Raw genomic sequence first — 23207 nt, forward strand, 5'->3', positions numbered from 1 at the left:
ATGAGCCAGCGACCCCCCACCCCCACCGAGCACGCCGTCGCCGATGTCCGGCGGGTGGTGGCCGGTGTCGACGAGCGGCAAGGGCTCCTGGACTACCTGGGCGGCAACCCCCACCGCCCGGACACCGACCAGACGGGAGCGCCGGGATGGCTGGACGCGTGAGCGGGACCCGGTCCGTGCTGGGCGTCTCCGCCACCGACGCCGACTGCTTCCGCACCATCAACGACGCCATCGCCGCCGCCGTCGACGGTGACGTCATCTCCGTGCGGCCCGGCGTCTACCGGGAGTCCGTGGTCATCGAGCGGGAGATCACCCTCTCCGGCGCGGGCGCGGCGGGCGAGGTCCGTATCGAGTCGACCGGCGAGCCCGCGCTGAACCTGGCCGCCGAGCACGCGTCGGTGTCGGGTGTCGTCATCGCGCACCGCGACGGCGAGGTGGCCGTCGACCTGCGGGCCGGGGCGCTGCGGATGGAGGAGTGCACCGTCGCCGCCGAGTCCGGCGTCGCGGTGGCCGTGCGCGGCGGCGCCGAACTGTTCGGCCGCGACTGCGTGGTCACCAACCCCGGCGGCGCGGGCGTGCTGGTCTTCGACGGCGGCGGCGCGGAGCTGCGCGGGAGCGAACTGCGCGGTATCGCCACCACCGCCGTGGTCGCGCGGTCCGGCGGCGCGCCCCGGCTCATCGACTGCGTCGTCACGGAATCGGCGGGTGCGTTCCTCGCCGCGGACGGCGGTGGCGGCACGCTGCGGGACTGCCGCATCAGCCGGATCTCCGGGCCCGCCATCGTGGTGGAGGAGAACAGCACGCTGTCCGTCGGCAGCACCACGCTGTCTGAAGTGGACGCTGTCGGTGTGCTCGTCGGAGCGGGCTCGACGCCGTCCCTCCACGACTGCGTCATCGACCGCCCCGGCGCGCAGGGGATCGTCTTGGTCCAGGGCGCCACCGCGACCATCGAGCGCACCCAGGTCCGCGGCGCGCGTGGCCACGGCCTGCACATCCTCGACGGCTCGCGGGCCGAACTCACCGACTGCGCCTTCACCGACTGCGGCCTCGACGCCGTCCTGGTCGGCGGTGGGGGATCCGCCCGGCTGACCAGGTTCGCCGCCACCGGCGGCGCCGGAACCGCCGTCACGGTCGAGGAAGCGGGCGAGGTCGCCCTGGTCGAACCCCGGGTCGAGCGGGCCAAGTCCGCCGGGTTGCGCGCCCGGGGCAACGCGCGCCTGCTCGTCGAGGGCGGCTCGGTGCGCGAGTGCGCGACCGGTGTCGTCTGGGAGGGCGCGGCGTCCGGTGGGATGACCGGCTGCGTGGTCGAGGGCAACTTCGGCGACGGTGTCGTGCTGCGTTCCCAGGAACAGGTCGACGTGCGCGGCTGCCGCGTCGAGCGCAACCGGGGCAAGGACATCCGCGACGAGTCCGAGAAATCCACAGTGGACTCGGTGGCGCCCGCGGCGGGCATCCCGGCGCCGCGGCACGCCGAGTCCGGCGCCATCGCGGACCTGCTGGAGGAACTCAACGGCCTGGTCGGGCTCGACGGCGTCAAACGCGAGGTCGAGACCCTCGTCCGGCTGCACCAGATGGCCGAACGCCGGGCCGCCGCCGGGCTGCCGTCGCCCCCGCTCGGCCGCCACCTCGTGTTCACCGGCTCCCCGGGCACGGGCAAGACCACCATCGCCCGCCTCTACGGCCGGATCCTCACCGCGCTCGGCGTCCTGCGCACCGGTCAGCTCGTCGAGTGCGCCCGTGCCGACCTGGTCGCGGCCGTTGTCGGTGGCACCGCGCTCAAGACCCAGGAGAAGTTCGACGAGGCGCTTGGCGGAGTCCTGTTCGTCGACGAGGCGTACACGCTCTCCGCGGGCTCCGGCGGCAGCGGTCCCGACTTCGGCAGGGAGGCCATCGACACGCTGGTGAAGCTGATGGAGGACCACCGCGACGACGTCGTGGTCATCGTCGCCGGGTACACCAACGACATGCGCGCCTTCCTCGCCGCCAACCCCGGGCTCTCGTCGCGATTCACCCGCACCATCGAGTTCGCCGACTACTCCGCGCCCGAGCTGGTGACCATTGTGGAGGGACTGTGCCGGGCGCACGACTACCGGCTGGAGTTCGAGACCCGCGCCGCCGTGCACGCCTACTTCACCAAGCTCCCGCGCGACGCGTCCTTCGGCAACGGCCGCACCGCGCGGAAGGTGTTCGAGGAGATGGTCGGTCGCCAGGCGTACCGGCTCGCCGAAGACGAGGAAGCCTCACCTGTGGCCCTGACCCGACTGCTGCCCGACGACCTCGGTCCGCTGCCGGGCAGCGGGGTCGGCGCGGGCGCGGGCCGCGTCGACGAGGAACAGGTGGAGCGGTTGCTGTCCGAGCTGCGCGGACTGGTCGGACTCGATGACGTCAAACAGGAAGTGGCCAGCATGGTCGACCTGCTGGCGTCGGCCCGCAGGCGGCAGGAGGCCGGTCTCCCGGTACCGTCGCTGAGTCGTCACCTGATCTTCGCCGGGCCGCCGGGTACCGGTAAGACGACCGTCGCCCGGCTGTACGGGTCGGTGCTCGCGGCGATGGGGGTGCTGGCGCAGGGACAGGTCGTCGAGGTCAGTCGCGCGGACCTGGTGGGGGAGTACATCGGGCACACGGCCAAGCGCACCACCGAGTCCTTCGACCGCGCCCGCGGCGGCGTGCTGTTCATCGACGAGGCCTACACGCTCTCCAGCCGCCCCGGCGGCGGTCAGGACTTCGGGCGGGAGGCCATCGACACGCTCGTGAAGCTCATGGAGGACCACCGCGACGAGGTCGTGGTCATCGCGGCGGGGTACGCCGACGAGATGACCGGGTTCCTCGCCGCGAACCCCGGTCTGTCGTCGCGGTTCTCCCACCACGTGCACTTCGCCAACTACACGGCCGATGAACTGGTCACCATCGTCAGCCAGCACGCCACCAAGATCGGTTACGAGTGCGCGGCCGCCACCGTGGTGTCGCTGCGCGAGCACTTCGCCACCATCCCCCGGCACGCGTCCTTCGGCAACGGCCGCTACGCCCGCCAGGTGCTCGACGAAGCCGTCACCCGGCACGCCCGCCGCACCCGGTCCATCCCCACGCCGACGATCGCAGACCTGTGCGTTCTGTTGCCTGAGGACATCCCCGCGGCGAGTCCCTCGGGCAAACCACCCGGACAGCGGTGAACGCTTGATGTGACTATCGGGCAACGGTCCTGCTCCAGGGGGAGGAGCTGGTCCACACCAGTCGGAGATCCGGATAGAGTGCCGTACCGGAGCGGGCGGCAACTCCTTTCGGGAGAACTTCATGGGCTACGGCCTCGGTATCGACCTGGGCACCACCTTCACCGGGGCGGCGGTGGCGAAGGGTGGTCGCACCAGCATGGTCTCGCTGGGGCGGCAAGCGGTCGTCGAGCCGTCGGTCGTGTACGCCGGGGTGGACAAGGCGTTGCGCACCGGTGACGCCGCGGTGGCCGCCGGGGGTGGGGAACCGCACCGGCTCGCGCGGGGGTTCAAGCGCAGGCTGGGAGATCCGACGCCGTTGGTCGTCGGCGGCGCGGCCTACTCGCCCGCCGCGCTGCTGGCCGCGCAGCTCAAGGACGTCCTCACGCGGGTCACCACCACCCTCGGCGGCCCGCCCGAGTCGATCGTGCTGACCTGCCCCGCCGTCTGGGGCCCCTACCGGCGCGAGCACTTCGACGAGGTGCCCCGCCTCGCGGGCGTCACCGGCGCCGTGCTGGTCACCGAACCCGAGGCCGCCGCCACCCACTACGCCGCCGAACGAAGACTCGGCGACGGGGAACTCGTCGCCGTCTACGACCTCGGCGGCGGCACCTTCGACACCACCATCCTGCGCGCCAACAACGGCGGCACCGAGATCGTCGGCACCCCCGAGGGCATCGAACGCCTGGGCGGCATGGACTTCGACGAGGCGCTGTTCGCGCACGTCGACGCCGAACTCGGCGGCGCGCTGTCCGCATTGGACCCGACGGACGAGTCCGCCGCGGGCGTGCTGACGGCGGCGCGGCTGGAGTGCGTGCGCGCCAAGGAGTCGCTGTCCATCGAGCCGGACGTCATCATCCGCGTCGGCTTGCCCGATGGGGCACGCGAGGTCATGGTGACCCGGCTGGCCTTCAACGACATGATCCGGCCGTCGGTCGAGCTGACCGTCGAGGCGCTGCACCGCACGATCGCCTCCGCCGGGCTCACCCCGCGCGACCTCGCCGCGGTGCTGCTCGCGGGCGGCTCCTCCCGGATCCCGTTGGTGGACCAGGTGGTCTCCGCGGCGTTCGGACGTCCAGTGCGGACCGGTCTGCACCCCAAGTTCACCGTCGCGCTCGGGGCCGCCGCCATCGCCGCGCGCGGGTTGAGGGCGCCCGTACCGCCGCCGCCACCCGCTCTGCGAAAGCGCTTGCGCGCCAAGGTTTTGGTCCCGCTCGCCGCGGTAGCGCTCGTCGGTGTCGGGATCGCCGTTGTGGCAAGCGGCGGCGAACCCTCCGGCCCACCCGGCGTGGACGCCGCGGTCCAGCCCTCCCGGCCCGGCGCGAGCCTAGACAAGCCCGCGGTGGTGGGCAGCGTCACCGGGTTCGGCAAGCGACCGCGCGGCGTCGCGGTCACCGTCGACGGGTCCAAAGTGTACGTTCCAGGTGGCGCGTCGAACTCGATCGCCGTCGTCGACCGCGCCACGCGCAAGGTCGTGCGCACGATCAGCACACCGGCGCCCGCGCAGTACGCCGTCGTGGTCCGCGACAAGGTGTACGTCACCCTCGACACGCCGAGCAACGCCGTCGCCGTCATCGACACCACGCGCGACGAGATCACCGCGACGATCCCGGCGGGCCACGCCATGTTCGCCCCTGGTACCGACGGCTACCGCGTCTTCATCCCCGACCACGACGCCGGTCAGGTGCTCGCCCACAGCGCGGGCGAGCCGACCGCCGCGCCGTTCGCGAACGTGCCCGAGGGCCCGCGCGGGGTCGTCGTCGCCGACGGCAGGCTCTGGGTGGTGAGCGCCGAGGCCGGGCAGGTGACCGCGCTCGACGCCGCCACGCGCAACGTGCTCGGCACCGTCGAAGTGGGCGAGGGCGCGGTTTCCCTTGCCGTGGCGCCCGATGGGGAGACCTTGTACGTGGTCAACAACGACGCGGGCACGGTGCTGTTCGTCGACGCCGACACCTACAAGGTCACCGACACGGTCAAGGTCGGCGGCAGGCCGCTCGCCGTCGCCACCGCCCCGGACGGCAGGCACGCGTACGCGGTCAACAACGCCGACGGTACCGTCACCGTGATCGACACGCTGTCCGCCAAGGTCACCGCCACCGTGCCGGTCGGCAGGGAACCGTGGTCGATCGCGGTCACCCCCGACGGCGCCGAGGCCGTGGTCGCCAACGCCGACTCCCTGTCGGTGCTGCGCGTGGGCAGCGAGCGGTGAGGGGTAGGGATATCCCTACCCCGGTCGGGGGTTGGCCCCGTTGCCCGAGCCGGTCGCGCGCGAGCACGATTAAGCGATGAACGGCATCAGGCGGGACGTCCGGCTCCGCCCGGTCGACCCGGGCACCTGCGCGCTGCGCCGGGGCCTGGAGCGCGACCTCAACGACGGGCCCGCGCAGCGGGTGGCCGCGCTGTCGGTGGAACTGGGCCTGTTCGCCGCCGACCTCACCGACCCGGCGCTCGGCGCGCGCGTCGCCGGGTTGCAGGCCGCGCTGGCGGTCGTGCTGGCCGAACTGCGCGAGATCGGCGGCGCGCTGTACCCGCCGGTGCTGGCCAGCGACGGGTTCGAGCCCGCGCTGCGCGCCGTGGCCGAGCGGCACGGGCTGGCCATCGCGGTGCGCGGCGAGCAGGTGGCGCACCTCGACGCCGACACCGCGGACGCGACCTGCCTCGCGGTCGCCGACCACCTCAGGTCCGTGCCACCGGAGACCAAAGTGGACGTTCAGGTGCGGGCGGCGGCGGGCGGCGTGCGGGTCGACGTGACGGAGGAGCGGGTGCGGTGCGGGTAGCCATCGCCGACGACGGGGCGCTGTTCCGCGAGGGGCTCGTCATGCTGCTGCGCGCCGCCGGGCACGAGGTGGTCGCCTCGGTCGCCGACGGCGACACCCTGGTCGAGCGGGTCAGCGCCGACCCGGTCGACGCGGTCGTGCTCGACATCCGGATGCCGCCCGAACCCGACGGCGGCCTCGCCACCGCCGAACGCCTGCGGGCGCTGCGCCCGGAAACCGGGATCCTGCTGCTGTCGCACTACGCCGAGACGCACTACCTGATGCGGGTGCTGGAGATCGGCACCGAGGGCATCGGTTACCGGCTCAAGGAACGCGTCGCGGGCGTCCAGGTGCTCGACGACACGCTCACCCGGATCGCGGGCGGCGAGATCGTCATGGAACCGTCGCTGGCCAAGCGGTTGGTGCAGCGGCCCGCCGGTGGTGGCGGCCCGGTCGGCACGCTGACCGAGCGCGAGCACGACGTGCTGCGGCTGATGGCCGAGGGGCGCACCAACGCCGCCATCGCCAAGGAACTGTTCGTCTCGGCCAAGGCCGTGGAGAAGCACGTCGCGGCCATCTTCGGCAAACTCGACCTGCCCGGCGACCAGACCGTGCACCACCGCCGGGTCCTCGCGGTGCTGGCCTACCTGCGGGCCGGCCGGGTCGACGGGTAGCGGCGGGGTGGCGCGAGGGCCGGTGGCCGCGCTGGTCCGTGAACTCGCCGAGAGCACGGGACTCGGCGCCGTCTACTACACCGAGGGGCCGGACGGTCTGTCCGTCGCCGCCGCGTGGCCGGAGCACCCTTCCGGCCCGGTACCCGGTGTCGCGGTACAGGTTCCCGGCGGTGGGGTGCTCGTGCTCGTCGCGGTCTCCCTGGGGAGCGCGGACATGGACCGCCTGCGTCGGTTCGCGGATCGCATCGCGCTGGCCGCGGCGGGGGAGCGGCTGCGCGCCGAACAGGACCGGCAGCGGTCGCGGACCCGCGCGCTGGAACGGGAAGTGCTGACGGCCCGGGAACGCCTCGTCCACGTCCGGGACCTCGAGCGGCGCCGCATCGCGGGCGCGCTCACCGGCGTGATCGGCCGCGACTTCGCCCAGCTGCGCTCGCGGCTGGAGGCGGGAGAACTGGCGGAGTTCCGGACGACGCTCGACGACGTGATCGACCGGTTCCGCACCGTCGTGCGGGGCGTGCACCCGGCGATGCTGCCCGAGCGCGGACCGCTGGCGGCACTGGAGGAACTGGCCGCGACACTACCGCGCCCGGTCCGGTTCGCAGGCGACCTCGGGCGCCGAGCGGGCTGGGAGGTCGAGTCCGGCCTCTACCACGCGGCGGCGGCCGTACTGGCACTCCTGGCCGAAAACGCTTGCGTCCAGCCGGTCCAGGTCTCCTGTTCACGCGAGGACGGGCTCCTGTCACTGACCTTTGTGGACCCTTCATCCGCGGTGGTGGACCTGCGATCGGCACTCCGCGACGACGCCGCCCGCCTGTCAGCCTTCGGCGGAACCCTGGAAACCTGGGACGAAGGCGGAACCGCGACCATACGAGTCCGCCTGCCGGAACGTTTCGACGTCGCCGCAATAGAGCCCGTGGGCCTACTCGCCCGGGTACGTGAAGTCGTGGCCGCCGGTGTGCGCGCGTCGGTGGCAGGATGGTCGGAGCTCGCCGAGCTTCTGGACCGACCGCCGGTGGTGGCGTTGGTGGGCCCGGGAAGCACCGCCGCGGTCGAATCACTGACCGGCCACGAAGTACTACGGCACCTGACCCTGACCGACACCCCGGCGGAAGCCGACGTCGTGCTCGCCTTGGACTCCACTATGGACTTGGTTCACCCGACCGTGAGCCACGTAGACGACCCGTCACCCGCCCTACCGGACTTGCTGTACCGGCGAGTGGTCGACCGAGCCGACCTACTAGCAGCCCGCGGGGTGTTGACGGCGGCACGCCAAACCCCCCAACCGGAGCCGCTGGCCCGCCTGCTGGACCAGGTACTGGCAGACGCACACGAGCTGGTGGAACTGGACCTGGTCGACGCCCTGGAATCCGGCACCACCGCACTACACGCCCTGACCACCGAAGCCCTGCGACTCCTGGGCGCCTCCGGCCGCGCCCCCCACACCCGCCTGGGCCTACCCCGCCACGCCCCACCAGCAGACATCCGCACCGCCGCGGCCACAGCGACCACGGCGTGGCGCACCCACGCGGGCAACCCGGCGCTGAGCACCCGCGCACACGAGGCGTGTTTGACAGTGGTACGAACCTGCGAAGGCTTGGCGATGGGTTAGCGGTCGCGCGGCCCGGCCCGATGTTCCCGATGATCATCCGCGCGCCTTCCGCGCCTGGCCGCCGGTCGTTCCTCGGTGGTGGTGGGCCGATCGGTCATCCCGCCCGCTACGGCGTGTCCGACGCGAACAGGCCGGACCGCGCCGCGGACTTTGTGCGGGTCGCGCACCGGCAACCCCGTGCCACGGCACCGTGTCCGGGCGCCGGGGACCGGTTCGGCGGGAGTGCGGCGGACCTGGGCATAGCTCGTCAGGGAGCGCTCAGTCTGCCGATGCTGATGGCGCGTCTTCCCCTCGGGGACTCGGAATCTTGCCAGGACACCGCACTAGGCAGGGGACCGATCCCGCTGTCCGGCCCTGTCGCGGCAGGCGGTCGCGGTCTGGGACGCTCCTCGACCCAGGTCGACCGGCGGCCTATCGCCGTATGGTCCCGACGGCCAGGCGTCGGGTGCTGGAGGTTCCATGCTCGGTGTTCCCGATGATGGCAGCCGCGCCCTCTGCCGGGGTGCCGAATCCCCGGGCTGTCCCACTGGGCTGCGAGACGGGCTCGCGGCGGTTCTGGCAGTGCCTTGACCCGCGGCGATTGGATGGTCTCACCGGGCGGGGTCGCAGTGGCCCCGCCGCGCACCAGGAGGTGGATCGTGTGGTGGAGCGGGCATAAGAGATCGGCAAGGGGAATGCTCCCCTTGCCGATCCGGGTCCTGCCTGGCCTAGTCCGTGCCGAACTCCATGGCCGCCCGGTCGAGGGCGTCCGGGGTGTCGTCGGCCCCGCCGTCGGCGGCGGCGATCTCGGCGGCGCCGCCCGGGGGCAGCTCGCCGATCAGGCCGTCCCACGGCGTGAGCTGGCCGTGCGCCGCGTACTGCTCCAGCTTGCTGCGCGAATCCGCGATGTCCAGGTTGCGCATCGTCAGCTGGCCGATGCGGTCGTCCGGGCTGAACGCCGGGTCGCCGGTGCGCTCCATCGACAGCTTCTCCGGGTGGTAGCTCAGCAGCGGACCCGTGGTGTCGAGGATCGAGTAGTCCTGGCCGCGGCGCAGGCGCAGGGTGACGCTGCCGGTGATCGGGAAGCCGATCCACCGGTGCAGGCTCTCGCGCAGCATCAGGGCCTGCGGGTCGAACCAGCGGCCCTCGTAGAGCAGCCTGCCGAGGCGGCGCCCCTCGCCGTGGTACATGGCGATGGTGTCCTCGTTGTGGATGGCGTTGAGCAGCCGCTCGTAGGTGATGTGCAGCAGCGCCATGCCCGGGGCCTCGTAGATGCCGCGGCTCTTGGCCTCGATGATCCGGTTCTCGATCTGGTCGGACATGCCCAGGCCGTGCCTGCCGCCGATGGCGTTGGCCTCGTGCACCAGGTCGACCGGGGAGTCGAACTCGCGGCCGTTGATCCGCACCGGGGTGCCGTGCTCGAACTCCACGGTCACGTCCTCGGTGGCGATCTCCACCTCGGGGTCCCAGTACGCCACGCCCATGATCGGGGAGACGATCTCCAGCGACGTGTCCAGGTGCTCCAGCCGCTTGGCCTCGTGGGTGGCGCCCCAGATGTTGGCGTCGGTGGAGTACGCCTTCTCCGCCGAGTCGCGGTACGGCAGGCCGCGTTCCACCAGCCAGGCCGACATCTCCTGCCTGCCGCCCAGCTCGGTGACGAACGCCCGGTCCAGCCACGGCTTGTAGATCCGCAGGCCCGGGTGCGCCAGCAGCCCGTACCGGTAGAACCGCTCGATGTCGTTGCCCTTGAAGGTCGACCCGTCGCCCCAGATGGACACGTCGTCGGCGCGCATCGCCTGCACCAGCAGGGTGCCCACGACCGCGCGACCCAGCGGGGTGGTGTTGAAGTACGTCTGCCCGCCGGTGCGGATGTGGAAGGCACCGCAGGCGAGGGCGGCCAAGCCCTCCTTCACCAGCGCCGCGCGGCAGTCCACCAGCCGCGCCCGCTCCGCGCCGTAGGCCAGGCCACGGTCCGGCACCGCGGCCAGGTCGGGCTCGTCGTACTGGCCGATGTCGGCGGTGTAGGCGTACGGGACCGCCCCGCGCTCGCGCATCCACGCCACGGCGACAGAGGTGTCCAACCCGCCGGAGAACGCGATACCGACTCGTTCACCGACCGGGAGTTCACTGAGGACCTTCGACATGCGCCAGAGCCTACGGTCGGTGCTCGTCCCCGGCGCGGGAGGGTCCACAAGACGCGGCCACCCGCGCGCACTCCCGCCACACCGCCGCGCACGTGTCCGGGTCGGTGGCGAAAGCGGGCCATTCGGTCGGCTCGCCACGGCGGTCGTAGTAGCCGCCAGCGCGCCCTTCGACGCCCGGGTCCGTGGCCAGGAACACGCTGGAGCGGGACGCGCGGGCGATCGCCGCCGGTCCGGAGAACACCGGCAGCAACAGCTTGAGCAACGGAGCGAACGGCCGGACGGCCAGTGGGAAGGAGGTGGTGGTCAGCGCGCGGTTGCCAGGGGTGTAGCCGTGGCCGGGTTAGGCGGCGTTGATCGTGGCCGCGGTCGCGGGGACGCGCCGGGCGAGGTCGCGGGTGAGGGCGAGGACGATCCGCTTGGTGTGGTTGTACTGCGTGTCGAGCACGCCGGTGTAGGACTTCTCGCCCTGCGGGTTGGCGAGGTCGACGCGGCCCTTCGGGACGCCGCCGGTCAGGTTGATCACCCGACCGGGGCCCGCAGAGCAGCTCGAGGGTGAGCAGGTACGGCGCGACGACGTTGGCGGCGAACGAGGTCTCCACGCCGTCCTCGGTCAGCTCGCGGCGGGGCCGGTTGGCGGCGGCGTTGTTGACCAGCGCGTGCAGGGTGCCGAGGCGGTCGGTCACCTCGCGGGCGAGGCGGCGCAGGTCCCGCTGCCGGGTGACGTCGGCGATAAGTGGGTGCACGTCGTCGTTGCCCGTGTCCCGGGCCGGCTCCTCGGCCGCCTCCGCCGCTCGGCCCGGGTGCCGTCCCACGACGAGCACACGCGCCCCAACCGGGCGAGGGCCCGCGCGGTCTCCTTGCCGATCCCGCCCGTCCCGCCGGTCACCAGCGCGGTCTTGCCGTCCATGGTCGCCTCTGTGTGTCACTCGGTGTCGACTTCGGCATCTAGTGTCCGAAGACACACTGGGTGGCGTGGACGGGTTGCGGGACCGGACCAGGCGGGCTGTGCGGGCCGACCTGGCGGAGCGGGCGATGGTGCTGTTCCGTGAGCGCGGCTTCGACGAGACGACCGTGGACGACATCGCCCGGGCGGCGGGCATGTCCAAGCGCAGCTTCTTCCGCTACTTCGCGACCAAGGAGGACGCCGTCCTCGGGCTCGTGGACGAGTTGGGGGAGCGGGTCGTCGAGGACATCCGCGCCCGCCCGGCCGACGAGCCGCCCTGGGAGTGCCTGCGACAGGTGCTGCGCCAGTCGGAGGAGCGCATCCGAACATCAGCCGACGCCCTCCGGCTGATCGAGTCGACCCCCGCGCTCCGCGCCGCCCACCACGGCAAACGCGATCAGACCCGGGCCCTGATCGCCACCGCGCTCCGCGACCGGCCGGGCTCGACCCTCGCCCCTTTCGCCGCGGACCTGCTCGCCACCGCGGCGGGCGCTGCTCTGGACGCCGCCGCCCGCGAATGGCTCCGCACCGGCGGCACCGCCGACCGCGCCCACCTGCTCGACCAGGCTTTCGCCGCGCTGCGCCCCAAGCTCGCCTGAGTCGCCCCGCCCCGCCGCCGCGCGGAATCGCGTCCACTCGTAGTGTCCGCGATGTGCGTGCGGCCCACCGCGCAGCGCTTCTGTTTTTACCGGCATCCAGCGAAGGGCCTGTCTTCGCGGTCATCGACGCGACCATGGACAACCCGTCCGAATCTCCACGTTCTGATCGCCGAACGTCGCCACCAACGGCCGGGCAACTACGACCCGTTCTTCCCGTTCGGGGTGTCTGGCGCGTTCACCGGTGCCGCCACGGTGTTCTTCGCGGTTTTCGGCTACGACGCGATGAGCACGGCTGCGGAGGACTCCAAGGACTCGGTTGGCACGACTGATTCACCGTCACCACCGGCTTCTCCGACGGCGTCGCCGCGACCAACGCGACCGTCAGCGCCACGACCTTGAACGGCACTACGCAGCTGTTCACCACTGCCCCCGACGGCCGCGTGATCTCGACCTTCTGGTCAACCGACACCGCCGCCAACGGTGGCTGGCACGACTGGTTCGGCATTCCCGGCGGCACCGGGAACGGCCTGGTCCGCATCTGATCACCCCAAGCCCGGAGCGGGTCCAGCAGCTCCGGGCTTTCCCCATCCCAAGGCGAGCAGCGCCGACTATCGCGGCAGGCGTTGAGCCGATCCGCGCGGCGCACCCGGTGTCGATTCCGGGTGAACCCGCCGGTTTCATGCCAACTCTGGTTTGCATGTGCTTGGCCGCGCTATCATGGTGGGGTCATGGAGACCGAAGGCGTTCCCGGGGACGAGTTGGGCCAGGTGCTCGCCACGCTGGCCAACCCGCACCGCATGCGGGTGATCGCGGCGTTGGCCGGGCGGCGGGAGTACGTCAGCGGGCTGGCCCGCGAGCTGGGCATCAGCCGTGCCCTGCTCCAGGTGCACCTGCGCAAGCTGGAGGCGGCGGGCCTGGTCGCCTCGACCCTGGAGTTCTCCGCCGACGGCAAGTCGCTGAAGTTCTACGAGGTCGTGCCGTTCCGGTTCGTGCTGACGCCGGAGAGCGTCACCGCGGCCGCGCGCACGCTGGGACCCGCTGGGGGAAGGGAAGACTGACGTGGAGGTTCGCGACTGGCAGGAGGTCTTCGGCGTCATCGGCGTCTTCGTCCTGCTCACCTGCGTGATCACCGTGACGATCTGGCAGGTCGCCGTGACGGCGCGGGCCAAGGCCGCCATCGCCCGCGAGGCCGCCTACCAGGACCTGGCCCAGCGGTCGGTGCGGGCGCAGGAGGACGTGGTCCGCGAGCTGGTGGAGACCCGCGAGCAGCTGGCCGACCTGCGCGCCAGGATGGGCGGCGTCGAGCACGTGCTCCGCGAGGTCGAGTAGCCCGGGATGCGGTCCGCCGGAAGTCGAGTAGCTTGACGGCATGGCCGCATCGGACGTTCAGTACGACGCGTTGGCGCAGCAGTACGAGCGCGCCAAGCACATCCCGACCGGTCTGGCTGAGCGGGCCACGCTGCTCGCCGCCCTCCCGGACCTGACGGACCGCTCGGTGCTGGACGTCGCCTGCGGCACCGGCTTCTACGCCCGCCTGTACCGCGACCGCGGCGCCACCCGGGTGGTGGGCGTCGACTCGTCGGCGGAGATGGTGGCCCACGCCCGCGACGTCGAGGAGCGCGAGCCGCTGGGCATCGAGTACCACCACCTCGACGCGACGAGCCTGCCCGTGCTGGGCTCCTTCGACGTGGTGACCGCCGTGTGGCTGCTCGGCTACGCCGCCGACCCGACCGCGATGGCGACCATGGTCGCGAACCTGCGGGCCAACGTCGTCCCCGGCGGCCGGGTCGTGGTCCTGGTGCCGAACCCCGACGTCGACTGGGACGTCATGGACGGGTACTTCCGCTACGGCTACGTCGTCCACCGATCGGGCGCCGACCGCGTCCCCCAGCCGGTGACCGTGCACGTCCTCGGCGACCCGCCCTTCGACTTCGACTCCTTCTTCTGGCCCCCGGGCACCTACGAGACCGCCCTGGCCGAAGGCGGCCTGACCGGCATCTCCAGGCACCCCACCGTCATCCCCGCCGACGACCAGTCCGAGGCGTTCTGGGAGCCGCTGCGCCGCAGCCCCAGCTTCGCCGTGTACAGCGGCACCACCTGAACGTGGTAACCCGAGTGGGTGAAACTGGCTGCGCAGTGTACAAGCCTTGGGGTGCAAGAGATCGCAACCGCGGTTGCGCGACGGGTGCGGCTCGGGGGCTGTGCCGGTGTGGCTCGAGACAAGGCCCCGCCGGCCGGGCAACCTTGGTGGTGTGACCGCAGCCACCCCGACCCGGGAGCCCAGGATGACCGAGACCGTCCTCACCGCCCTCCGCGACATCGCCGACGAGTCCGTCCTCTTCCACAGCGGACTCTGGGGCGGCCCGAGCGGGTACCGCTGGGCGTCCGCCGAGGGCACCGCGTCCGGGCACGTGCCCCAGTGGGAGGCCGACGCCATCGCCCTGCTGGTGCGCCGCGGGCTCGTGCGGATCGAGAAGGCGGCGGGCGCCCAGGACGACCGCGTCCGCCTCACCACCCGCGGCGCCGGGATGCTCGACTACGCCCTCGCCGCCTGACGGCCCCTCAGTGCGGGAAGACCCGCCGCGGGCGGGTGGTGACCTTGTACCGGTGCTCTTCGATGATCATGGCGACCTCCACCATCGTCCCCGTGTCCCGCAACCGATCCAGGTAGCCGACCGACGCGGCCAGCAGCATGAGGTCGACCGAGAAGTACACCCCCATCAGCGGGTTGACGAACAGCTCGCTCCCGCCGGTCCGCTCGGTGATCGGCACGTTCCCGAACTCCCCGCGCAGCGCCGCCGCGATCTGGCCGTTCACGATGCTCGGCCGCGTCGGCGTCGACGCCGCGGCATCCGCCACCGCCGCCACGTAGTCGCGGGCCTCGGTCGAGTTCGACGGGATCGACAGCGCCCCCAGGTACCCGCCGACGCGGTCCAGCGCGGCGAGGTTCTCCAACACGTGCGAGTGGCAGACGCCGTGGTAGAAGTCGATGCCGAAGCCGAGGGACGCCACCAGCTTCTCGACGCCCGCCAACTCGAACACCGCCGCCAGGCTGGTCATGTCCTCCTCCGGCGTGCCGACCCCCGCCTCGTCGCCGCGCATCAGGATGTCTGTGCCGCCGTCGACCAGCACGACCGCGTCCACCTCAAGGTGCTCCACGAGACGCCGGTATGCCTCCGCCAGCGGGCGGACCCCGACGCGGGAGAACGCGTAGACCGTCGACGGCAGCCCGCGCCCGGCCAACCAGCGCGCCAGCGTGCGCTCCGGGAAGTACGTGTCGCTGCCCGCGCTCTCCGGTCCGACCGCGGCCACCTCGGGCGCCAGCCAGTCGTCGAGGTCGAGGCGGCTCAGGTCGCTGAACGCCAGGTTGGCCAGGTGTACGCGCTTGCCCAACCCGCGCAGCGCCGAGGCCAGCGGCAACCCCGCGTAGACGTCGAACCCGCCACCGGCGCCCGCCACCAGGACGTTCGACGCGTTCGCGAGCCGGCTGAACAGGGGCGGTTGGGCCAGGGAGAACATGCGGAGATCATATGGTGATCCGCCCCGCACCCAAGCGCTTCCGCCCCCAGGCCGGGCAGACTCGGGGCATGCGACTGGGGGGAAAGTGCGGTGTGGTGGGCGCGAGCCTGCTCGTCATGGTGTCCGCGTGCGGACAGGCGTCGGCGGCGTCGGACGGGGGAGTGACCTCCCGCGTGCCACAGCCGAGCGCGGTGGCGTCCGGGTGCCCGGCGGAGGGCGTGCGGATCACGCGGACCTCCTACGACGGCGCGATGGGGCTGCGGCTCGCGGGCTTCGAGATGGCCAACTGCGGCACCGAGCCCTACGAGGTGCGCGGCTACCCCGACGTCCGCCTCTACGACGCCGACGGCGAACCGGTCACCGTCGAGGCGGGCGGCGGTTCCCTGGGCATCGCGGTGCTGCCCGACTTCGACGCGCCGCCCACGACCGTACTGCTGCAGCCGGGCGAGATCGCGTCCACGGCGCTGTTGTGGCGCAACCTGGTCACCGACAGCACGGTTGACGCCACCCTCGCCGAATCCCTCGACATGGCGCCGCTGGCGGGAAGGTCCTCCCAGCACCTCACCGCGCACATCGACCTCGGCAACACGACGAAGCTCGGCGTCAAACCGTGGGTCGAGGAGGCCAGGTCGAACCGGTCCGCCCCGGACGAGTCCACTTCCAACAAGGCCTAGGCGCGGGCCGGGTCTGCCGGACAGCGGCTAGCCCGGGACGAAGCCCTCGACCGTGGTGCCCGTGCCGAGGGCGGAGTCCACGCGGAGGGTGCCGCCGAGCGGGGTGAGGCGCGTGGTCAGGTTCGCCAGGCCCGTGCCGGTCGCGGTCGGTTCGAAGCCGGGACCGTTGTCGGACACGGAAAAGCTCAACCCGGCCGCCGAGCCCCGCAACCGGACGTCGATCGACGCGCCCACCGCGTGCTTGTGCGCGTTGCCCACGGCCTCCAGGCACACGAAGTACACCGCCGTCTCCACCGGCGCCGGGTAGCGCGGCAGGTCCGCCGCCAAGTCCAGCCGGACATCGGTGTGCGTGCCGAGTTCGGCGCCCAGCGCCGCGGCCAGGCCGTCCGCCAGCGGCTCCGGCAGCACGCCCGCCGCCGTCCGCACCAGGGTCGCCTCGGCCGCGTCGAGCCGGGGCCCCAGGTCGGCCGACGCGGGGTCGTGCTCGGCCAGCGCGACCGCCAAGCGCAGTGCGACGAGGTGGTGCTGGGTGCCGTCGTGCAGGTCCCGCTCGACGCGGCGCCGCTCGGTGTCCATCTCCGCCGCGGCGCGCCAGCGGGTGTCGGCGAGTTCGGCCGCCGCCTCGGTACCCGCGCGCCGCAGTTCGTCGACCGACAGGGCCAGCCGCACGAGGTCCGGCACCGGTCCCAGCGCGTCCGCCACCGCGCCCAGCCGCCGCGCCGGTCGCACCCGCAGTTCCGCGTGCTCGTCGAGGCGGGCCCGGCTCCACGCGCCGGTGCTCTCCGCGCCCCAGCGGTGGGTCACGCCGTCGACGACCAGCTCGCACTCGGCCGCGCCCAGCGCCGCGCCGATCGCCTCGGCGACCAACGCGGGCCGGGGGGCCCGGTCGGCGACCAGTCGCGCCACGGCGGCGAGCACCGCGTCCGCCCGCTCCTCGCGATCTCGTTGCCGCACGGTCCGAACGGTACCGCTAGACGCCCCGGCTGCTCACGACCGTGACCTGGTCGATCTTCCATTGACCGTCCAGGTTCACCACGACGTAACGGTGCTGCTCCTGGATCGCGCGGCCGTCGGTGAAGACGTAGTTGACCGTCGCGTTCACCACCGTGCCCGCGTCCGCGACCACGTTCGACGTCTTGACCGAGGTCACCGACGCCCAGAACCTCCGGTAGCTGTCCATGCCCTTGGCCGGGTAGCCCTGGAACCTCGGGGAAAGCCTGCTCCACGCCTGCTCCACGCCGCCGGGCATCATGGCGTAGTAGTCCGCGACCGCGGCCTGCTTGGCCTGCGGGCTGTCGTCCGCGGGCCGGTTGACCGGCGGCGCGGCGGGCGGTGCCGTGGTGACCGGCGGGTTCGCCGTGGGCACGGGCTGCTCGGTCGTCGCCTGCGGTTGGGTCGACTGCGCCGTCGTCGGCGCGACCGTCTCCACGGTCGTCTCCACCACCGTGGAGGGCGCCGCGCTCGGCGTGACCGTCCCGGCGTCCTGCTCGCCGCTGCCGCGCAGCGCGACCGTGAACAGCACGCCCGCCACGGCGATCAGCAGGGCGAGGGTCGCGACGAGGTAGGCGGTGCGCGGACGCTGCCGCTCCGGCTCGACGGACGGCAGGTCCGCCGTCGCGGCGTCGACCGGCGCCCCGGTCGGGCCCGCTGCGAGTTCGTCGCGGACCTCCGCCATCGTCGGCCGCGCCTTCGGGTCCGAGGCGAGCATCCGCTCCAGCAGCGGGGTCAGCACACCGGCGCGGGTCGGCGGGTTGTGCTCACCGGTGGACACCCGGTACAGCAACGCGATCGGGTTGTCGTCGCGCCCGAACGGCGGCACGCCCTCGGTCGCGGAGTAGAGGGTGGCACCGAGGGAGTACACGTCCGACGCGAACGTCACGGGTTCGCCGCGGGCGATCTCCGGCGCCAGGTACGCGGGGGTGCCGCGCACGGTGTTGGTGACGGTCCCGGTGAGCGTGCCCGAGACGTCGATGGCGAGCCGGGAGATCCCGAAGTCGGTGATCTTGACCTGTTTGCCGCCGACTCCCAGGAGCACGTTGCCCGGCTTGACGTCGCGGTGCACCACACCCGCCTCGTGCGCGGCGGCCAAGCCCTCCGCCACCGCGGCGCCGATGCGGACGACCTCTGCCGGGTCGAGCGGCCCCTGCTCGGCCAGCACCTCCGCCAGCGTGGTGGAGGGCAGGTACTCCATGACGAGGTACGGCGCGTCGTCGGAATCGCCGTCCTCGGCGACGTCGAAGACGGTGATCGCGTGCGGGTGCTGCAACTTGGCGGCGATGCGTCCTTCCCGGACCGCCAGCTCGCGCACCCGATCGGCCTCGGGGCCGGGTGGGGTGCGCAGCCGCTTGAGCGCGACGGTCCGGTGCAGGCGCTCGTCGTAGGCCTCCCAGACCTCGCCCGCCCCACCGCTGCCGAGCCGGGCGACCAAGCGGTAGCGGCCGGACACCAGGTCCCGCTCGGAAGCCCGTTGCTCTGTCACATCGAGGTAACTTACCCGAACGGGCGATGTCTGAAACGCAATCAGTTGTGGGTCATGCCCGGCGTGTTGTTGTGCGTCATGCCGGGGTCGGTCCCGGCGGAGGCCGGGGAGGCCAGTACCGCGCCGGTGACCAGAGCGGCGGCTGCGAGCAGGGCGGCGATGATCGAACGCTTGGTGCGCATGGGTTCTCCGTCGATCGGCCGCGCGGGCCGGTGCGGCCCGGGCGGGCTCGTGCACGATGGTCGGGCGGTGCCGATCGTGGCGGGGGCCGACGACGGGGCGGGGAACGTACAGTGAACGCCTGGCCAAACCCAGTGGAGGAATCGCTCACCCACAGTGGTGAACCGGTCAACTCCGCTGCGCCATTGGGCTCATTCTTGCTGTACACCCATTGTTTACCTGCGATTCACGTCCATATCCTGCTTCGATGCCCGTTCCGCTCATCGGTCGCACCGCCGAGCGGCGCCGCCTCGACGCCGCGGTCGACGGCCTGCTCGCGGGCCGCGGCCGGGCGCTGCTGGTGGAGGGCGAACCGGGCATCGGCAAGACCGCGCTGACCCGGGCCGCCGCCGACCGGGCCGCCGGGCTGGGCGCACCGGTCCGCTGGGGCAGCGGCGACGAACTCGGCAAGGCCCTGCCGCTGCTGCCGGTCCTCGACGCGCTGCGCGACGACCGGGACCCGCGCCTGGACGCCGTGGACCGGTTGCTGCGCGGGGAGACCGGCGCGGCGGATCCGGTCGCCGCCGCGTCCCGCCAGCTGCTGGCGCTGGTCACCGACCTGTGCCGGACCGGGCCGCAGGTGCTCGTGGTCGACGACCTGCAGTGGGCCGACCGCGCGACCGCCGCGCTGTGGTGCGGGCTGGCCCGGCTCGCCGGGACGCGGCCCCTGCTGCTGGTCGGCATCGCCCGCCAGGTGCCGCGCAGGGACGAGCTGGTCGCGCTGCGGCGCAGCGTCGAACGGTCCGGTGTGCTGACCGTGGACCGGTTGTCCGACCGGGCCGTGGCCACCCTCGTCGGCCAGCTCGCGGGCGGCCGACCCGGCGACCGGCTCCTCGCGCTGGCCGACGGCGCCGCCGGGAACCCGCTCTACCTCACCGAACTCGTCGACGCCCTGCGCCGCTCCGCCGCACTCGTGTCCGCGGCGGGGCGCGCCGAGCTGACCGGCGACCCCGCCCCCGGCTCACTCGGCGCGGCCATCGCCCACCGGCTCGACTTCCTGGCCGAACCCGTGCGGGCCGTGCTGCGCGCCGCCGCCCTGCTCGGCGTCGAGTTCGACCCCGCCGACGCCGCCGCCGTCCTCGGCACCCGGGCGGGCGACCTGGTCGGCGCGCTCGAGGAGGCCCGGGCCGCGGGCGTGCTGCGGGAGAGCGGTGACCGCCTGGCGTTCCGGCACCCCCTGATCCGCTCCGCCATCCACGACGACGTGCCCGCCGCCGTCCGCGCCGTCCTGCACCGCGACGCCGCCGTCGCCCTGGCGGGCTCGGGCGCCCCGATCCGCCGCGTCGCCCGCCAGTTCCTGCGCGCCGTGGAACTCTCCGACACCGCCCACCTCGACGCGTGGTCGACCGCCTGGCTGGCCGACGCCGCCCCCGCCCTCATCGCCCAAGCCCCCGCGCTGGCTGTGCGGCTCTTGGACCGAGCGCTCCGCGACACCGGCCTCTTGACCGCCCAAACCGAGTACTGCCCGAGCGAGCAGCCGGTCGCCGAACCGGTCCGCGCGGCCCATCGGGGCCGCCCCACCGCCGAGCACCCAGGAGCCGCCGTTGACGGCGGTACCGCTCGGGCGGCCATTGGGTACCAGGCGTCTGCGGAACGGCTTCCGTTCCCTGCCGACGCGGCAGATCCGGCGACTGCCGGTTCCCGACCGAGCGAGCAGCCCGCCGCCGAACCGGTCCGCGCGGCTGATTTAGATCGCTCCGTAGCCGAGCTCCCGGGCGCCGCCGCTGACGGCGAGGGCGGTACCGCTCGGGCGGCCACCGGGTTTCAGGCGTCCGCGGAACGGCTTCCGTTCCCTGCCGACGCGGCAGATCCGGCGACTGCCGGTTCTCGACCGGGTGAGCTCGCGGCTGCCATCGGCCGTGACGGCGGCCAAGCGCAGACCGAGTGGGTCGCTGCGGGTGATCCGCTCGACCGGGGGCCGAACGACTCCACGGCTGCTGCCGCTGTCCGCGCGACCCCCACCCACCGGGCGGGCGCCGCGCAGACCGCCGCGAGCGCCCTGGCCGCGCGGCTGGCCGACGCCCGGTACCGCACCGGTGACCACGCGGGCGCCGAGCAGGTCGCCGCGAGTGCCCTGGCCGTCACCACTGACCCCGAGCTGGTCGTCGACCTGCACTGGACCCTGGCCCAATCCCGCGCCATGACCGGCCGCGCCGCGCTGACGCTCACCACCCTCGCCGCCGCCGCCCCCGGTCTGCCGCCCCGGCACCGGGCCCGGCTGCTGGTCCTCACCGCCCGCGCGCACCGCGACGTCGGCGACGTCGACCGGGCGGGCGCGGTGGCCGCCGAGGCACTGGCGTGCGCGGGCGACGACCGGTGGACCGTGGGGTGGGCGTTGCACGTGCTGACCGTCGTCGCGGTCATGCGCGGCGACTGCGCCACCGCCCTCCCGCTGTTCGACCGGGCGCTCGCTGTCACCGCCGCCGACCCCGCGCTGCTGGACCTGCGGCTGCTGCTGCAGATCAACCAGGCCGTCGCGCTCGGCGACCTCGACCGCTACCCGGAGGCCGTCGCGGCCGCCACCGCCGTCCGCGCGCTCGCCCAGGAGTCCGGCGGCCTGGTCCGGCTGGCCCAGGCGCACAGCGCCCTCGGTGAACTGCTCTTCGACGTCGGCCGCTGGGACGACGCCACCGCCGAGGTCACCGCCCTGCCCGACGAGGTCAAGGACCCGGCCGTGGCCTGCTGCGACCACGGCGTGGCCGCCCTCATCGCCTTCCACCGCGGCGACCCGGACGCCGCGGTCGGGCACCTGGCCGCGGCCAAGCCCCTGGCCCGCCACCTCGGCAACCGGGTGGTCGGCTCGCTCGCCCTGGCCCGCGCCCTGGACCTCGAACGTCGCGGCGCCGCCCGGCGGGCGCTCGCCGCACTGCTGACCCGCCTGTCGGGGCCCGAGGAACTGGAGGAGATGGAGGACCTGCTCCCGGAGACCGTCCGGCTGGCGCTGGACCTGGGTGACCCGGGGGCCGCCGAGTACGCGGCGGGTCTGGCGGAGAAGATCGGGCCACCGGTCGCCCACCGGCGGGGCGCGGCACTGCTGTGCCGGGGCCTGATCAACGAAGACGTCACCTTGGTGGCTGCCGCCGTGGAGCACTTCGCGACGGCGGGCCGCCCGCTGGCCCGGGCCCGCGCACTGCACGCGGCAGCGGTGCTGTTCGCGAAAGCCGGGGACGCGGTCTCGGCCCGAACCGCGTTCACCGCGGCCGACGACGTGTACGACACGCTCGGCGCCACCTGGGACGCGGCTGGTCTGCGCGCGGCGCTGCGCCCCCACGGGATCCGGCGCGGCCCCCGCGCCCGACATCGCGCGGAGCGCTCCGGGTGGGGCAGCCTGACGCCGACCGAAGTGCGGATCGCCGCACTGGTCGCCGAGGGCCTGTCGAACCCCGCCATCGCCGCGCGGCTCGTGCTGTCGCCGCGGACGGTCGCCACGCACGTGTCGCACATCCTGGCGAAGCTGGACATGGCCTCCCGCACCGAGATCGCCCGCGAAGCCGCCACCCGCTTCCGCGAGTCCGGCTGACGGGGCCCGCCGCGCACGGCGGACCCCGCGTCCTCACCGGTCCTCTTCGCTCCGCGTCCCGTGCCGCCTGCTCCACAGCGGCGCCGCGAACCAGAGCCCGGCGAACCAGGTGATCGTCCCGCCGGAGAGCCACAGCGCCTGCCTGGTGCCCAGCACCACGTCGAGGATCAACAGCAGCGACGCGCCGAGGGACAGCATCAGGAAACCCAGGCCGCACAGGGTGAACCACCCCGTCGCCGCCACCAGGTGCCGCTTGAGCCTGCGCCGGAACACCAACCGGTGGAACGGCGCGGGCGCGATCAGCAGAGCGGTGGCCGCGGCCCCCAACAACAACGCGATGACGTAGATGTCCCGCTGGAACACCGATATCTCGGCGAAGCGCGGCGTGAAGGCCAAGGCGAGCAGGAAGGCCAGGAGGAACTGCACCCCGGTCTGCGCGACCCGGACCTCTTGCAGCATCTCGCCGTAGTTGCGGTCGAGGCGCTGCCTGGGGGTTTCGGTGCGGGGTTCGGGGGTGGGGGTGATGTCGGTGATCATGTGTGTGCTCCAGTCGGTCGAACTGGAACCAACTCTGCTCGCCACGCCGCGCGGAGACATCGGTCCACTGACGGATGTCCGAAGCCCCGGCTCACCCCGTCCGCGGCACGAAGATCAGGAAACCCGGGAAACTCGGACCCGCGAGTTCGCGGAACTCCGCCGGGAACCGTTCGTGCGCGGTGGGCGCCGGATCCGGCTCGCTGATCACCTCGATCCGGAACCCCGCTGTGGCGAAGGTAATCGGTCATCGCGCGCAACGGCCGGTCCCAGAAGCGCATCGAGACGGTGTGGCCGCCCGGGGTCCACTCCTCCGTTCGCTCCCCGATCGCGGAGTAGTCGGGGCGGTCCC

General features: G+C 73.0%; 22 protein-coding genes and 1 pseudogene. 14 read left to right on the top strand and 9 right to left on the bottom strand.

Annotated elements, in window-relative coordinates:
- From V5P93_RS13965 to V5P93_RS13990, 6 genes are all read left to right on the top strand, one after another.
- Window positions 1-162, top strand: a complete 162-nt coding sequence (locus V5P93_RS13965) for a hypothetical protein (RefSeq protein WP_181043241.1) — start codon at window positions 1-3, stop codon at window positions 160-162.
- Window positions 159-3170, top strand: coding sequence for a right-handed parallel beta-helix repeat-containing protein (locus V5P93_RS13970; protein WP_245930906.1), 3012 nt, complete (start codon window positions 159-161; stop codon window positions 3168-3170). Before V5P93_RS13965 ends, V5P93_RS13970 begins: the two co-directional genes overlap by 4 nt.
- A gap of 121 nt (window positions 3171-3291) precedes the next feature.
- Window positions 3292-5415 carry an Hsp70 family protein gene (locus V5P93_RS13975; RefSeq protein ID WP_104475827.1) on the top strand — a complete coding sequence of 708 codons (2124 nt, stop codon included), beginning with the start codon at window positions 3292-3294 and terminating at the stop codon, window positions 5413-5415.
- A 76-nt stretch (window positions 5416-5491) separates the two neighbouring features.
- Complete coding sequence (locus tag V5P93_RS13980; protein WP_104475829.1) at window positions 5492-5983, top strand: histidine kinase; 492 nt, start codon at window positions 5492-5494, stop codon at window positions 5981-5983.
- Entirely contained in the window at window positions 5974-6636 is a 663-nt protein-coding gene (locus tag V5P93_RS13985) for a response regulator transcription factor (RefSeq protein WP_104475830.1), read from the top strand. Before V5P93_RS13980 ends, V5P93_RS13985 begins: the two co-directional genes overlap by 10 nt.
- Before the next feature lie 22 nt (window positions 6637-6658).
- Entirely contained in the window at window positions 6659-8245 is a 1587-nt protein-coding gene (locus tag V5P93_RS13990; protein WP_104475832.1) for a hypothetical protein, read from the top strand.
- Between the two features lie 707 nt (window positions 8246-8952).
- Here V5P93_RS13990 and argG read toward each other — a convergent pair.
- From argG to V5P93_RS14010, 4 genes and pseudogenes are all read right to left on the bottom strand, one after another.
- The gene (gene argG, locus V5P93_RS13995) at window positions 8953-10368 is read right to left on the bottom strand and encodes an argininosuccinate synthase (protein ID WP_104475834.1); all 1416 of its coding nucleotides are present in this window, start codon (window positions 10366-10368) and stop codon (window positions 8953-8955) included.
- Between the two features lie 10 nt (window positions 10369-10378).
- Window positions 10379-10630: a hypothetical protein gene (locus V5P93_RS14000; RefSeq protein WP_104475835.1), complete on the bottom strand. Its 252-nt coding sequence runs from the start codon at window positions 10628-10630 to the stop codon at window positions 10379-10381.
- A 78-nt stretch (window positions 10631-10708) separates the two neighbouring features.
- Window positions 10709-10891 carry a hypothetical protein gene (locus V5P93_RS14005; protein WP_104475837.1) on the bottom strand — a complete coding sequence of 61 codons (183 nt, stop codon included), beginning with the start codon at window positions 10889-10891 and terminating at the stop codon, window positions 10709-10711.
- A 79-nt stretch (window positions 10892-10970) separates the two neighbouring features.
- Window positions 10971-11450 (bottom strand): annotated as a pseudogene (locus tag V5P93_RS14010) (SDR family NAD(P)-dependent oxidoreductase); the annotation flags it as partial.
- Between V5P93_RS14010 and V5P93_RS14015 the strand changes: the two are divergent.
- From V5P93_RS14015 to V5P93_RS14040, 6 genes are all read left to right on the top strand, one after another.
- Window positions 11341-11910 carry a TetR family transcriptional regulator gene (locus V5P93_RS14015; RefSeq protein ID WP_245930908.1) on the top strand — a complete coding sequence of 190 codons (570 nt, stop codon included), beginning with the start codon at window positions 11341-11343 and terminating at the stop codon, window positions 11908-11910. The pseudogene V5P93_RS14010 and the gene V5P93_RS14015 sit on opposite strands and share 110 nt — an antisense overlap.
- 395 nt (window positions 11911-12305) lie before the next feature.
- On the top strand, window positions 12306-12452 hold the full coding sequence (locus V5P93_RS14020) for a hypothetical protein (protein ID WP_181043242.1): 147 nt from the start codon (window positions 12306-12308) through the stop codon (window positions 12450-12452).
- 186 nt (window positions 12453-12638) lie between these two features.
- Window positions 12639-12968, top strand: coding sequence for a winged helix-turn-helix domain-containing protein (locus V5P93_RS14025; protein WP_104475841.1), 330 nt, complete (start codon window positions 12639-12641; stop codon window positions 12966-12968).
- Between the two features lies 1 nt (window position 12969).
- Window positions 12970-13239, top strand: a complete 270-nt coding sequence (locus tag V5P93_RS14030; protein ID WP_104475843.1) for a hypothetical protein — start codon at window positions 12970-12972, stop codon at window positions 13237-13239.
- A 40-nt stretch (window positions 13240-13279) separates the two neighbouring features.
- A complete protein-coding gene (locus V5P93_RS14035) occupies window positions 13280-14011 on the top strand; it encodes a class I SAM-dependent methyltransferase (RefSeq protein WP_104475845.1) in 732 nt (243 codons plus the stop codon).
- A 184-nt stretch (window positions 14012-14195) separates the two neighbouring features.
- A complete protein-coding gene (locus V5P93_RS14040; protein WP_104475847.1) occupies window positions 14196-14465 on the top strand; it encodes a hypothetical protein in 270 nt (89 codons plus the stop codon).
- 7 nt (window positions 14466-14472) lie between these two features.
- On the opposite strand, the gene V5P93_RS14045 is transcribed toward V5P93_RS14040, so the two are convergent.
- Window positions 14473-15429 (bottom strand): DUF1152 domain-containing protein, encoded by a 957-nt coding sequence (locus tag V5P93_RS14045; protein WP_104475849.1) that lies wholly within the window; start codon window positions 15427-15429, stop codon window positions 14473-14475.
- A gap of 68 nt (window positions 15430-15497) precedes the next feature.
- Between V5P93_RS14045 and V5P93_RS14050 the strand changes: the two genes are divergently transcribed.
- On the top strand, window positions 15498-16103 hold the full coding sequence (locus tag V5P93_RS14050; protein WP_181043243.1) for a DUF4232 domain-containing protein: 606 nt from the start codon (window positions 15498-15500) through the stop codon (window positions 16101-16103).
- 27 nt (window positions 16104-16130) lie between these two features.
- Here the strand turns inward: V5P93_RS14050 and V5P93_RS14055 are convergent, their stop codons facing one another.
- From V5P93_RS14055 to V5P93_RS14065, 3 genes are read right to left on the bottom strand one after another with little or no spacing between them, the layout of a single operon-like run.
- Window positions 16131-17057, bottom strand: coding sequence for a sensor histidine kinase (locus V5P93_RS14055; RefSeq protein ID WP_146107867.1), 927 nt, complete (start codon window positions 17055-17057; stop codon window positions 16131-16133).
- A gap of 16 nt (window positions 17058-17073) precedes the next feature.
- Entirely contained in the window at window positions 17074-18582 is a 1509-nt protein-coding gene (locus V5P93_RS14060) for a serine/threonine-protein kinase (protein ID WP_181043244.1), read from the bottom strand.
- A gap of 41 nt (window positions 18583-18623) precedes the next feature.
- A complete protein-coding gene (locus V5P93_RS14065; protein WP_181043245.1) occupies window positions 18624-18764 on the bottom strand; it encodes a hypothetical protein in 141 nt (46 codons plus the stop codon).
- 245 nt (window positions 18765-19009) lie between these two features.
- Here V5P93_RS14065 and V5P93_RS14070 point away from each other — a divergent pair, with 245 nt between their 5' ends.
- Complete coding sequence (locus V5P93_RS14070) at window positions 19010-22321, top strand: LuxR family transcriptional regulator (protein WP_104475854.1); 3312 nt, start codon at window positions 19010-19012, stop codon at window positions 22319-22321.
- A gap of 33 nt (window positions 22322-22354) precedes the next feature.
- Here the strand turns inward: V5P93_RS14070 and V5P93_RS14075 are convergent, their stop codons facing one another.
- Window positions 22355-22858 carry a DUF6328 family protein gene (locus tag V5P93_RS14075; RefSeq protein ID WP_104475856.1) on the bottom strand — a complete coding sequence of 168 codons (504 nt, stop codon included), beginning with the start codon at window positions 22856-22858 and terminating at the stop codon, window positions 22355-22357.
- Window positions 22859-23207: the final 349 nt, after the last annotated feature.

It is taken from the genome of Actinokineospora auranticolor (genome assembly GCF_041897805.1).
In the GTDB taxonomy this organism is placed as follows: Bacteria; Actinomycetota; Actinomycetes; order Mycobacteriales; family Pseudonocardiaceae; genus Actinokineospora; species Actinokineospora auranticolor.

What these genes read in the sequence shown, in the direction of transcription:
- V5P93_RS13965 (WP_181043241.1), top strand. Translation starts at nt 1, where the DNA reads ATGAGCCAGCGACCCCCCACCCCCACCGAGCACGCCGTCGCCGATGTC.
- V5P93_RS14025 (WP_104475841.1), top strand. Translation starts at nt 12,639, where the DNA reads ATGGAGACCGAAGGCGTTCCCGGGGACGAGTTGGGCCAGGTGCTCGCC.
- V5P93_RS14070 (WP_104475854.1), top strand. Translation starts at nt 19,010, where the DNA reads ATGCCCGTTCCGCTCATCGGTCGCACCGCCGAGCGGCGCCGCCTCGAC.
- V5P93_RS14075 (WP_104475856.1), bottom strand. Translation starts at nt 22,858, where the DNA reads ATGATCACCGACATCACCCCCACCCCCGAACCCCGCACCGAAACCCCC.
- V5P93_RS14040 (WP_104475847.1), top strand. Translation starts at nt 14,196, where the DNA reads ATGACCGAGACCGTCCTCACCGCCCTCCGCGACATCGCCGACGAGTCC.
- V5P93_RS14050 (WP_181043243.1), top strand. Translation starts at nt 15,498, where the DNA reads ATGCGACTGGGGGGAAAGTGCGGTGTGGTGGGCGCGAGCCTGCTCGTC.
- V5P93_RS13980 (WP_104475829.1), top strand. Translation starts at nt 5,492, where the DNA reads ATGAACGGCATCAGGCGGGACGTCCGGCTCCGCCCGGTCGACCCGGGC.
- V5P93_RS13975 (WP_104475827.1), top strand. Translation starts at nt 3,292, where the DNA reads ATGGGCTACGGCCTCGGTATCGACCTGGGCACCACCTTCACCGGGGCG.
- V5P93_RS14035 (WP_104475845.1), top strand. Translation starts at nt 13,280, where the DNA reads ATGGCCGCATCGGACGTTCAGTACGACGCGTTGGCGCAGCAGTACGAG.
- argG (WP_104475834.1), bottom strand. Translation starts at nt 10,368, where the DNA reads ATGTCGAAGGTCCTCAGTGAACTCCCGGTCGGTGAACGAGTCGGTATC.
- V5P93_RS14065 (WP_181043245.1), bottom strand. Translation starts at nt 18,764, where the DNA reads ATGCGCACCAAGCGTTCGATCATCGCCGCCCTGCTCGCAGCCGCCGCT.
- V5P93_RS14045 (WP_104475849.1), bottom strand. Translation starts at nt 15,429, where the DNA reads ATGTTCTCCCTGGCCCAACCGCCCCTGTTCAGCCGGCTCGCGAACGCG.